This is a genomic window from Pseudomonas fluorescens (assembly GCF_018614655.1).
Lineage (GTDB): Bacteria > Pseudomonadota > Gammaproteobacteria > Pseudomonadales > Pseudomonadaceae > Aquipseudomonas > Aquipseudomonas fluorescens_BX.
Genome location: NZ_JAGGOG010000020.1, coordinates 122923 through 135279 on the forward strand (window position 1 = coordinate 122923; position 12357 = coordinate 135279).

At 56.7% G+C, this 12357-nt stretch carries 9 protein-coding genes and 1 tRNA gene; 1 reads left to right on the plus strand and 9 read right to left on the minus strand.

All coding sequences use genetic code 11. From position 1 onward, the window contains the following. The gene (locus J7E41_RS21375; protein WP_214995995.1) at window positions 1-801 is read right to left on the minus strand and encodes a DUF2242 domain-containing protein; all 801 of its coding nucleotides are present in this window, start codon (window positions 799-801) and stop codon (window positions 1-3) included. An 89-nt stretch (window positions 802-890) separates the two neighbouring features. Continuing rightward, entirely contained in the window at window positions 891-1790 is a 900-nt protein-coding gene (locus J7E41_RS21380; protein WP_214995997.1) for a LysR family transcriptional regulator, read from the minus strand. A 127-nt stretch (window positions 1791-1917) separates the two neighbouring features. Between J7E41_RS21380 and J7E41_RS21385 the strand changes: the two genes are divergently transcribed. Next, entirely contained in the window at window positions 1918-3108 is a 1191-nt protein-coding gene (locus J7E41_RS21385) for an MFS transporter (RefSeq protein WP_214995999.1), read from the plus strand. 66 nt (window positions 3109-3174) lie between these two features. Here the strand turns inward: J7E41_RS21385 and J7E41_RS21390 are convergent, their stop codons facing one another. From J7E41_RS21390 to J7E41_RS21420, 7 genes are all read right to left on the minus strand, one after another. After that, a complete protein-coding gene (locus J7E41_RS21390; protein ID WP_214996001.1) occupies window positions 3175-5049 on the minus strand; it encodes a SurA N-terminal domain-containing protein in 1875 nt (624 codons plus the stop codon). Window positions 5050-5279: 230 nt separating this feature from the next. After that, complete coding sequence (locus J7E41_RS21395) at window positions 5280-5552, minus strand: HU family DNA-binding protein (RefSeq protein WP_003174819.1); 273 nt, start codon at window positions 5550-5552, stop codon at window positions 5280-5282. Between the two features lie 146 nt (window positions 5553-5698). Then, window positions 5699-8095, minus strand: a complete 2397-nt coding sequence (gene lon / locus J7E41_RS21400; RefSeq protein ID WP_155585588.1) for an endopeptidase La — start codon at window positions 8093-8095, stop codon at window positions 5699-5701. 144 nt (window positions 8096-8239) lie between these two features. After that, on the minus strand, window positions 8240-9523 hold the full coding sequence (gene clpX, locus J7E41_RS21405) for an ATP-dependent Clp protease ATP-binding subunit ClpX (RefSeq protein ID WP_155585587.1): 1284 nt from the start codon (window positions 9521-9523) through the stop codon (window positions 8240-8242). Between the two features lie 112 nt (window positions 9524-9635). Beyond that, window positions 9636-10271: an ATP-dependent Clp endopeptidase proteolytic subunit ClpP gene (gene clpP, locus J7E41_RS21410; protein WP_003174822.1), complete on the minus strand. Its 636-nt coding sequence runs from the start codon at window positions 10269-10271 to the stop codon at window positions 9636-9638. 92 nt (window positions 10272-10363) lie between these two features. Then, the gene (gene tig, locus J7E41_RS21415) at window positions 10364-11674 is read right to left on the minus strand and encodes a trigger factor (RefSeq protein WP_214996002.1); all 1311 of its coding nucleotides are present in this window, start codon (window positions 11672-11674) and stop codon (window positions 10364-10366) included. Window positions 11675-12264: 590 nt separating this feature from the next. Continuing rightward, window positions 12265-12340: transfer RNA gene (locus J7E41_RS21420), tRNA-His, on the minus strand. Window positions 12341-12357: the final 17 nt, after the last annotated feature.

The window sequence follows — 12357 nt, forward strand, 5'->3', positions numbered from 1 at the left end:
TTACTGAGCCGGAGTCGACAGTGGCGGAATCGCCTCTGTCGGCGCTGGCAACGTCGGCGTGGTATCAACCGGGGCTACTGGCGCAGGTGTTTCCTGTGGTGTTATCGGCGCGGCTTGTGGTGGCGGCGCTACCGGTTGCGATACCGCAGGCTCGACCGCAGGAACAGCTGGCGCTACCGGCGCTTCGACTTTATCGGTCACAGGAGCCACTTTGGGTTCAGGCATGCCCAGGTCAGCCTTTGGCTTCTCGGGGATGTGTTCGGCTTTTTTCACTTCCTGAGGCAGGAAAACATCTACCAACGAGAAGTAACGGTCATAAAACTTGGGCGCGACCACCGTCTCGCTGGCCACCTTGACCATCGAATCATCGGTGGAGCCTATCGGCATCGACACGGAACCCAGGACACCTACCCCCAGGCTCGCCGAGTTATTGACCTTCTTCAGCGCGTAGCGATCCTGCAAGGCGTTGGCAAACATCGTCGCGTGGTGATCAGCGCTGCCATCGTCAGCACACACTATGTTGAAACTGATCTGCAGATGGGTCTCACCTGTCTGTTGAAAACTCTTGTTGCCGCTCACCAGCTTCGGATCGCTGCTGGTGATGATGTAGCCCTGGCTCAGCAGTGCCCGCCGAGCGGCTTCGCAAGCCGCGATATCACTGACCGGATAGTTCCGTGAGAACGTACCGGAATCGTCGAAGTTCTCATGTTCATAAATAGCGGTCTTGGGTGACGAACAGCCCGCGGCGCCCGCCAGCACCAGCGCCAGCCCGAGGCTACGCAAGTGAAATGATATCAACATTGAAAATCCTGAGGAAAACAGTCAGAACGGTATTGTGCAACAGAACGTGGCCCTGGCGTGCGGATTCCTGTCGGTAAAGCCCAAGAGACTTATGGGACAGTGTCCGCAGGAAAAAGCCGGTCGCACATATGGTCGATAAACACCCGTAACTTGGCCGAGGCATGGCGACTGGATGGCCAGAGCATCCAAAAGCTGCCGCTGTGTTCCAAGTAGGTGTCCAGCACCCTTTGCAGCCTGCCCTGCTCGACCGACTCGCGGACCATGAAGTCCGGCAGGCAGGCAATGCCCAGGCCTTCATGGGCAACGTGCATAAGCGACTCAATGGTCGTGGACACGAGCGGGGCACGCAGGGTCGGCTCTGGTAGGCCGGGTTGCGGTCGCAACGGCCAGGCTTCCAGCTTGCCGGTGGCGCAGAACTTGTGGCGCAAGCAGGCGTGGTCATTCAAGTCCTGGGGCCGAAGGGGTACGCCATGTTGGGCAAAATAATCGGGGGAGCCCACCAGCACCAAGCGGTAATGCCCGAGGAGGCGCGCCATCAAGCGCGAATCCTCGGGCTTGCCAGTACGCACCACCGCGTCAAAACCCTCCTCGATCACATCCACCATGCGATCGGAGAAATCCACGTCCAGTTCAATATCCGGGTAGGCGCGCATAAAGTCAGTCAACACCGGCATCAACAGGCCCCTGACCTGAGGCAGGCTGATGCGTAGCTTACCCCTTGGGGTCGCCACCGCCTGGGTCAACTCCTGCTCCGCCGCCTCAACCTCGGCGAGGATGCGTCGGGAGCGCTCCAGAAACAGCGCCCCCTCACCCGTCAGGGTGATGCTGCGGGTGCTGCGGTGGAACAACCTGACCCCCAGGCGCTCTTCGATGCGCGCGATACTCTTGCCGACCGCCGAAGAGGACACACCCAGCACCCGACCGGCGTCGGTAAAGCTGCGGGTTTCCGCCACCAGCACAAACACCGAAATACTGCCCAGACTGTCCATGGTGACTTTCCAGATGATTGCGGACGCCAGCGTCCGATAAGTTCGGAACCTTAGCCTGTTTTTCTACCCAGCGCAGCACCCTACTCTGCGGTCTTGCCCTGCCGCATTGATACTGGAGCCGAGAAACATGAACGACAGCTGCGCACTTGCCGACTCTCCCTCGCACCTTGCCACCCGCCGCGACCGACTGCCCTTGAGCGGTTTGCTGGCACTGGCCACCGCCGGTTTCATCACCATCCTCACCGAGGCCATGCCTGCCGGCCTGCTGCCGCAGATGGGTGCCGACCTCGGGGTTTCCGAAGCGCTGGTCGGTCAGCTCGTAACGCTTTACGCCGTCGGCTCATTGCTGGCGGCCATTCCCCTGACCATTGCCACCCGTGGCTGGCGCCGGCGACCACTGCTACTGATTGCCATCGGTGGCTTTGCTCTGGTCAACAGCATCACAGCGTTTTCCAGCCACTACCTGCTGACATTGGTGGCCCGTCTGTTTGCGGGTGTCTTCGCCGGCCTGCTCTGGGCACTATTGGCCGGTTACGCCAGCCGTATGGTGGCACCGCATCTGCAAGGGCGAGCGATTGCCGTGGCCATGCTGGGAGCCCCGTTGGCGCTGTCCCTTGGAGTGCCCGCCGGGACCTTCCTTGGTACGGCGGTGGGATGGCGCCTGAGTTTCACGATCATGACCGGGCTGACGATTGTGTTGTTGGCCTGGGTGCGCTGGCAGGTACCGGATTTTGCTGGGCAACGTGTGGAGAAACGTCTCGGGCTGCGCCAAGTACTGACGCTACCCGGGATTCGTCCGGTGTTGTTTGTGACCTTTACCTACGTGCTGGCCCATAACATCCTCTACACCTACATCGCACCTTTTTTGGTGCCTGCCGGCATCGCAGCCGACATCGACCAAGTGTTGCTGGTGTTTGGCCTGGCAGCACTCTTGAGCATCTGGATTGTTGGAACGTTGATTGATCAACGGCTACGCCAGTTAGTCATCATCAGTTGCACACTGTTTGCCTTGTCGGCCTTGGCGCTGGCGTTCTGGATCAACTGCGCACCGGTGATCTACACCACCGTCGCGTTATGGGGCTTGGCTTTTGGCGGCCTTGCGGCGCTGCTGCAAACGGCACTGGCCAAGGCCGCCGGGGATTCGGCCGATGCGGCGCAGTCGATGCTGGTCACGGTATGGAACCTGGGCATTGCTGGGGGTGGGTTGTTGGGAGGCATGTTGTTGCAAGGAGTGGGGGTCATTTCATTCCCTTGGGCTGTCGCCGCGTTGCTCATGCTGGCGCTGCTGACGACGCTCCGGACGAAACACATTCACTGAGTCGAGCACAAAAAAAGACCCCGGCCTCTTCAGGCCGGGGTCTTTTTATTCAGGCGACTCGCAACATCAGAACTTCTTGATGTCAGCCTGGGTTTCCAACTGTTTGCGATAGGCGGAAAAGTCCTGCTGGCCCACACGCGAAGCGAGGAAGCGGCGGTATTGAGCCTTTTCTTCGTCCGTCGGAGCAGCGGCTTCGTTGACGCCATTCAAGCGCACGATCATCAGGCTACCGTCTGCCAGCGTCACGCTGGTGAAGGTCGGCTTGTCCTTGGCCGCAGGCTTGGGCATGCGGAACAGGGCTTGCAGCACTGCTGGGTCGATCCCTTCCTGGCCACGGGTGGCCGCTTCGGTGACTTTCCAGTTCTGACCATCGATCACTTGATTCAACGGAGTCTTGCCATCACTCAAGCTGGCAATCAGCTCATCCGCATGCGCCTTGGCCGCAGCGATAGCGCGCTCCTTGGTCATTTGCGCACGGATGGCCGTCGCAACGCTTTCGAGCGGCAACTGCGCAGGCTTCAAGTGCTCTTTGGCACGCAGCACGATGATGGTTTCCGGATCCAGGTCGATGGCGGTGCTGTTGGCACCCTCATCCAGAACTTCCGGGCTGAACGCTGCGGTGACTACCGCACGGTTCGCTGCAATACCATCACCACCGTCACGGCCAAATGGCTTCGAGGTGTGCACGGTCAACTTCAGGTCCGAAGCTGGCTGGGCCAGGTCGGAAGCTTCGAATGCAGCATCTTCCAGTTGTTTGGTCGCTTCAACGAAACGCTGTTCAACCTGCTGAGTCTTCAGCTCGTGGGTCAGCTTGTCTTTCAGGCTGGCAAACGAAGGTACTTGCGGTGCTTCAACGCCCAACAGCTTGATCAGGTGCCAACCGAAGGTGGTACGTACCGGCGCGGAGACCTGGTCCTTGTTCAAGGCATACAGGGCTGTTTCGAAGGCAGGGTCATAGACGCCAGGACCCGCGTAACCGAGGTCACCGCCGCTGTTCGCCGAACCCGGATCCTGGGAGAACTCCTTGGACAGGGCTTCAAAGCTTTCGCCCTTGGCCAGGCGTGCCTGGATTTCCTCGATCTTGGCCTTGGCTTGCGCCTCGTTCACCTTGTCGTTGACTTCAATCAGAATGTGCGCGGCACGACGCTGTTCAGCGAGGTTGGCGGTTTCTTTCTGATACAACGCCTGCTGCTCATCGTCCTTGACCGTGACCTGGTCGAAGAAGGAAGACTTCTTCAGTTCCAGGTAGTCGATAACCACTTGGTCAGGGGTCATGAACTCTTTGGCGTGCTGGTCGTAGTAAGCCTTGACCTCGTCGTCGGTGAGCTTCACCGCCGCAGGATCAGCCTTGATGTTGACGGTGGCGAAATCGCGGGTCTGTTTTTCCAGACGCGCAAATGCCAGGACCTGGGCGTCGGTGACAAAACCACTGCCGGCGATACCTGCACGAACCTGGCCGATCAGCATTTCCTGAGTCAGCATCTGACGGAATTGCAGGCGACTGTAGCCCAGTTGACGGATCACCTGGTCGAAACGCTCGGCGTTGAACTGACCATCAACCTGAAATTCCGGTGTCTGCAGGATCACTTGATCCAGTGCAGCCTCGGAGAAAGCGAATTTCGAATCGGCGGCGCCTTGCAGCAGCAGCTTGCGATCGATCAAACCTTTGAGAGCGGCTTCGCGCAGCAGTTTTTCATCCAGCAAGGAAGCATCGAAGTCCTTGCCCAACTGTTGCATCAGCTGACGACGTTGCATGTCGACGGCCTGGCTCAGCTCGTTTTGAGTGATTTCCTCACCGTTGACCTTGGCCACGTCCTGCTTGTTGTTGGTCGAAGCCTGAAAAATAGCCTCGATACCGGTGAACGCCATCAATGCGACGATGATCCCGATAATGGTCTTGGCAATCCAGCCTTGTGAATTGTCCCTGATATTCTGCAGCATGCGTCCCCCAGAAACGGTTGAACTTCAAAATTAGGCAACCGTGGAGCGTGGGTAGAGTCCGGATAGAAGAAAGGCGCATCCGAGGATGCGCCTTCTCGTAACTGGCGGAGCGGACGGGGGTTTTAACCCACACCCCCGGCGTGGCGACCCGATGGATACTTGGGTCAGATGCCGCTCCGCTGCCAGGTCAGACCTGCGTCCAACCCGGATGGGTAAGGCTTGAACGAAGCTTAGTTAACCGCTTCTTTCAGGGCTTTACCGGCTTTGAAACCTGGTTTTTTGGCAGCAGCGATTTGCAGCGCCTTGCCAGTCTGTGGGTTACGGCCAGTGCGAGCTGGACGATCGGTCACAGAGAAAGTACCGAAACCAACCAGTACCACGGAGTCGCCGGCCTTGAGAGCGCCAGTGACGGATTCGATTACTGCGTCCAGCGCACGGCCAGCAGCGGCTTTCGGGATATCAGCAGATGCAGCGATAGCATCAATCAGTTCCGACTTGTTCACTCTAAGTCCCCTTATATCTATTGAGTATGATTCTAAGTTTTTTGGTGAAAGCAAAAACCAGTGCTGAATGGCCTACAGACACTTAAGAGCCGCTTTATAACAAGGGCTCTAAAAAGCTGTCAAGGAAGCCACCAGGCTTAAACGTATTAATGCGTGCTAATTCTTTCCTTAGAGTCAGTCTCGCGTTTTTCATCCTTTGCAACTATCTCCGGGGCCACATCCGGCAAGGGCTCCGGCGCGTATTGCAGCGCAATTTGCAGGACCTCGTCAATCCATTTAACGGGTTTAATCTGCAGATCTTGCTTGATGTTGTCAGGAATTTCCTTCAAGTCGCGGACATTCTCTTCAGGAATGATCACCGTCTTGATACCACCACGGTGCGCAGCGAGCAATTTCTCTTTGAGGCCACCAATGGCCAGCACCTGACCACGCAGGGTGATTTCCCCGGTCATGGCCACATCGGCACGCACCGGAATGCCGGTCAAGGCTGATACCAGTGCCGTACACATGCCTACGCCTGCGCTAGGGCCGTCCTTGGGGGTCGCCCCTTCCGGCATATGGATATGGGTGTCGCGCTTCTCGTGGAAGTCCACGGGGATCCCCAGGCTCTTGGCACGGCTGCGCACCACGGTCAGCGCGGCAGTGATCGACTCGACCATCACATCGCCGAGGGAACCGGTCTTGATCAGTTGGCCTTTGCCCGGCACGACAGCGGCTTCGATGGTCAGCAATTCGCCACCCACCTGAGTCCACGCCAGCCCGGTTACCTGACCGATCTGGTCCTGCTGCTCAGCCAGGCCATAACGGAATTTACGCACGCCCAGGTAGTGCTCCAGGGAGTCGGCAGTGGCCTTCACCGAGAAACGTTTTTCCAGTGCATGTTCCTTGACCGCCTTGCGGCAGATCTTCGCCAACTGACGCTCAAGGCCCCGTACACCGGCCTCGCGGGTGTAGTAACGAATGATGTCGCGGATCGCCTCGACCTCGAATTCGATCTCGCCCTTCTTCAGGCCATTGGCCGAAATCTGCTTGGGCGCGAGGTATTTGACCGCGATGTTGATCTTCTCGTCTTCGGTGTAGCCCGGCAGACGAATCACCTCCATCCGGTCCAGCAACGCTGGCGGAATGTTCATGGAGTTGGAGGTGCAAAGGAACATTACGTCGGACAGGTCGTAGTCGACTTCCAGGTAATGGTCGTTGAAATTGTGGTTCTGCTCGGGGTCGAGCACTTCCAGCAACGCCGACGCCGGATCGCCACGCATGTCACTGCCCATCTTGTCGATTTCATCGAGCAGGAACAGCGGGTTGCGCACGCCCACCTTTGTCATCTTTTGAATCAATCTTCCCGGCATCGAACCGATGTAAGTCCGGCGATGACCACGAATTTCCGCTTCATCGCGCACACCGCCAAGGGCCATGCGTACGAATTTACGGTTTGTAGCGTGGGCAATCGACTCGGCCAGCGAGGTTTTACCCACACCAGGAGGACCGACCAGGCACAACACCGGGCCGCGAATCTTCTTCACGCGCTTTTGCACAGCGAGGTATTCGAGGATGCGCTCTTTGACTTCTTCGAGGCCATAGTGATCAGCATCAAGAATGTCTTCGGCACGAGCCAGATCCAGGCGTACCTTGGTCTGGGCCTTCCACGGCACCTGAACCAGCCAGTCGATGTAGGAACGCACCACGGTGGCTTCAGCCGACATTGGCGACATCTGCTTGAGCTTGTTCAGCTCGGCGGTGGCTTTGGTCAGGGCGTCTTTCGGCAGGCCTGCGGCATCGATACGCTTCTTCAGCTCTTCGATTTCGTTGTGGCCTTCTTCGCTGTCACCCAGCTCTTTCTGAATGGCCTTCATCTGCTCATTCAGGTAGTACTCGCGCTGACTGCGCTCCATTTGCTTTTTGACGCGACCGCGAATGCGCTTCTCAACCTGCAGCAGGTCGATTTCGGCATCCAGCAATGCCAGGACGTGTTCGACCCGGGCAGACAAATCGATAATTTCGAGGATGTCCTGCTTCTGCTCGATTTTCAGCGCCATGTGCGCGGCCATGGTGTCGACCAAGCGGCTTGGCTCATCAATGCTGTTGAGAGAAGAAAGGACTTCAGCAGGGACTTTTTTGCCCAGTTGCACATATTGCTCGAACTGGGAAAGCAGGCTGCGAACAAATACTTCGGACTCACGCTCTGGAGCGTCGACTTCGTCGATCAGCACCACTTCGGCGCGCAGGTGGCCGTCCACCTCCATGAAGCGCTCGACCGCACCCCGCTGCTCACCTTCAACCAACACCTTGACGGTGCCATCAGGCAGCTTGAGCAGTTGCAGAACAGTAGCAATAGTACCAACGCGATACAGGGCATCTTCGCCCGGATCATCGTCGGCAGGATTCTTCTGGGCCAACAGCAGGATCTGCTTGTCGCCCGTCATCGCGGCCTCGAGGGCTTCGATAGACTTCTCGCGCCCCACGAACAGCGGGATAACCATGTGCGGATACACAACGACATCGCGCAACGGCAGGAGAGGCAATTCAATGGTTGTCTTCATGATTTCGCCTCTATGACAGATGAAAGTAAGCTTGAAACCAAGATGGGGGCTGTCTGCAAAAAAAACAAGCTTAATGGCAGCAGTTAAACGCAGTAAAAACAAAGGGGCCCTAAGGCCCCTTGTTCTATTCCGGCAGGACGACGCTTACGCGTCAGGCGCAGCCTTGGCAGCCGGCTCACTGTTTTCATAGATATACAGTGGCTTGGACTTGCCTTCTATAACGCTTTCATCGATCACCACTTTACTCACCTCGGATTGCGAGGGGATTTCATACATGGTGTCGAGCAACACGCCTTCAAGGATCGAGCGCAAACCACGGGCACCCGTCTTGCGCTCCAGCGCCCGCTTGGCCACCGATTTGAGCGCGTCAGCACGGAACTCGAGGTCCACACCTTCCATCTCGAACAGCTTGGCGTACTGCTTGGTCAGGGCGTTTTTCGGCTCAGTGAGAATCTGCATCAACGCAGCCTCATCCAGCTCGTCCAACGTCGCCAGGACCGGCAGACGACCGACGAATTCCGGGATCAGACCGAACTTGACCAAATCGTCAGGCTCGACTTCACGCAGGGATTCACCGACTTTCTTGCCTTCTTCCTTGCTGCGTACTTCTGCACTGAAGCCAATGCCACCACGGGTGGAACGGTTTTGAATAACCTTTTCCAGACCGGAGAACGCACCGCCACAGATGAACAGGATGTTACGCGTATCAACCTGAAGGAATTCCTGCTGGGGATGCTTGCGGCCGCCTTGTGGCGGTACGGAAGCAACCGTGCCTTCGATCAGTTTCAACAGCGCTTGCTGCACGCCCTCACCGGAAACATCCCGGGTAATCGAAGGGTTGTCGGATTTGCGCGAAATCTTGTCGATTTCATCGATGTAGACAATACCCATCTGGGCCTTCTCTACGTCGTAATCGCATTTCTGCAGCAGCTTCTGAATAATGTTCTCGACGTCTTCACCCACGTAACCCGCCTCAGTGAGGGTGGTTGCGTCAGCAATAGTGAAGGGAACGTTCAGCAGGCGAGCCAGGGTTTCTGCAAGCAAGGTTTTACCCGAGCCTGTAGGACCGATCAGCAAGATGTTGCTTTTGCCGAGCTCGACGTCGTCATTCTTTTTGTCACGCTGGTTAAGACGCTTGTAGTGGTTGTACACCGCTACGGCCAAAACCTTTTTCGCACGCTCTTGACCAATCACGTACTGGTCAAGGATGCCGCTGATTTCTTTAGGCGAAGGCAATTTATGCGCGCTGCTTTCGGCCTGAGCTTCCTGCACCTCCTCACGGATGATGTCATTGCACAGGTCGACGCACTCGTCGCAGATAAAGACCGAGGGGCCGGCAATCAATTTGCGTACTTCATGCTGGCTTTTGCCACAGAAGGAGCAATAGAGCAGCTTGCCGTTGTCCTCGCCGTTGCGGGTGTCAGTCATTCGTTCGATCCAAATCCGATAGGCTTGCAACACAAGATGAAGGCTATTGAGGGCTTTTTCAAGCCCACTGGTGATCGGACCCGCCGACCAGCCCTATTTTGAGCTGCTTATATTAAGCGGGGCGCTTTTCGATCACTGCGTCGATCAACCCGTATTCACGCGCGGCTTCGGCGCTCATGAAGTTATCGCGGTTGGTGTCGCGCTCGATCTCTTCCAGGGTATGCCCGCTATGCTTGGCCATCAGCGTGTTGAGACGCTCACGAATAAAGAGGATTTCCTTGGCATGGATTTCGATATCCGACGCCTGACCCTGGAAACCGCCCAGTGGCTGGTGAATCATCACACGTGAGTTCGGCAGGCAGTAACGCTTGCCCTCAGCACCAGCGGTCAGCAGGAAAGCACCCATGCTGCACGCCTGGCCGATACAGGTAGTCGACACGTTTGGCTTGATGAACTGCATGGTGTCATAGATCGACATGCCCGCTGTCACCGAACCGCCCGGGGAGTTGATGTAGAGATGGATGTCCTTGTCCGGGTTTTCCGCTTCAAGGAACAGCAGCTGCGCGCAGATCAGGTTGGCCATGTAGTCTTCTACCGGGCCCACCAGAAAGATCACTCGCTCCTTGAGAAGGCGCGAGTAAATGTCATAGGCGCGTTCGCCACGAGCAGACTGCTCGACAACCATCGGGACCAAGCCGCCTGCGGCCTGGATATCAGAGTTCTGCTGAATATACGAATTACGGAACATGCTCTGCAGTTACTCCCAAATAGTCATGTCTTGAATACGCATAAGCCAGCGCGAGGCTGGCTTATGGGTGTATTTTCGAACGAGTTGGACAATCAGTCGGCTTGTGCTGCTTCCGCCGGCTTGACTGCTTCTTCGTAAGAGACCGCTTTATCGGTCACCTTAGCCTTCTGCAGAACAGTATCTACAACTTGCTCTTCCAGCACAACCGAACGCACTTCGTTCAGCTGCTGGTCGTTCTTGTAGTACCAAGACACAACCTGCTCAGGCTCCTGATAAGCCGAAGCCATTTCCTGAATCATCTCGCGAACGCGGGTTTCGTCAGGCTTGAGGTCGAACTGCTTGACCACTTCAGCCACGATCAGGCCCAGCACTACACGGCGCTTGGCTTGTTCTTCGAACAGCTCGGCCGGCAGTTGGTCAGGCTTGATGTTGCCACCGAACTGCTGAACAGCCTGCACGCGCAGACGATCCACTTCGTTGGACAGCAAAGCCTTAGGCACTTCGATCGGGTTGGCGTCCAGCAGACCGTCCATGACCTGGTTCTTGACCTTGGACTTGATGGCCTGGCGCAGCTCACGCTCCATGTTCTTGCGAACTTCGGTGCGGAAACCTTCGATACCGGTTTCCTTGATACCGAACTGGGCGAAGAACTCTTCGTTCAGCTCTGGCAGCTTAGGCTCGGAAACGGTGTTGACGGTCACGGTGAACTCGGCGGCTTTGCCAGCCAGGTCCAGGTTCTGATAGTCAGCCGGGAAGGTCAGGTTCAGAACACGCTCTTCGCCGGCTTTAGCGCCAACCAGACCGTCTTCGAAACCAGGGATCATACGGTTGGAACCCAGTACCAGCTGAGTGCCCTTGGCCGAGCCGCCAGCGAACACTTCGCCGTCAACCTTGCCAACGAAATCGATGTTCAGCTGATCTTCGTTCTGGGCGGCGCGATCGGCCACTTCAAAACGAGTGTTCTGCTTGCGCAGGATTTCCAGCATGTTGTCCAGGTCCGAATCAGCCACGTCGGCGCTCAGACGCTCGATAGCGATGGAATCGAAACCGGCCACTTCGAATTCAGGGAACACTTCGAAAACGGCTACGTATTCCAGATCCTTGCCTGCTTCCAGGGATTTAGGCTCGATCGAAGGCGAACCCGCCGGGTTCAGCTTTTGCTCGACAACAGCTTCATAGAAGGAAGCCTGGATCACGTCGCCTACAGCTTCCTGACGTGCATCAGCACCAAAACGGCGCTTGATTTCGCTCATCGGCACTTTGCCTGGACGGAAACCAGCGATCTTGGCCTTTTGGGCAGTCTGCTGCAGACGCTTGTTGACCTGAGTCTCGATGCGCTCAGCCGGCACGGTGATGCTCATGCGGCGCTCAAGAGCAGAAGTATTTTCAACAGAAACTTGCATGGATATTCCTCGTTGCACAGACGTTAGCCGGCCGTTTCCGACCCCAGAATCAAGGGCATGCATTCTAGTGGGTCAAACTCAAGAAGTCACCCTACTGAAAACGGGTAAAAAAGCAGCAGGCAATTTATAGGAGCGAATGCACGAATACACCTCGCCCCACTAGCAAATACAGTCAATCACGCCAGGGCTCTGCGCCAACCCTTCTATATATAGAAGAGGTGGTCGAGCATCTCCCCGGCAGCCGATCTCGCGCGCGAGCTCGACGGGCTGGGCAGCAGCATCGAGAAACATAAATACGACGAAGCGCCCTACCCTTGCGACCCCAAACCTGCGGCCGCGCTGAACACTCAAACCACTGAAACAAAAACGGCACAGCCCTTTTCAGATGCTGCGCCGTTATCTGCTATTAAATAGCTGCACCGATCCAATTTCGCCGGACCCGCTCCAAGCGTTCAAAACCGGCAACGATTCTAACGCCAAGGCATTGAGAATGCTTGCTTTTTTCTTGGTGCCTGAACACCCGGCCAATTTGGCAAATCGCAGACAAGAAAAAAGGTGCCAGACTATTCATCTGGCACCTTTTCAAAATATGGGGTGGACGAAGGGGATCGAACCCTCGACAACGGGAGTCACAATCCCGTGCTCTACCAACTGAGCTACGCCCACCATATTGCATTTTTGTG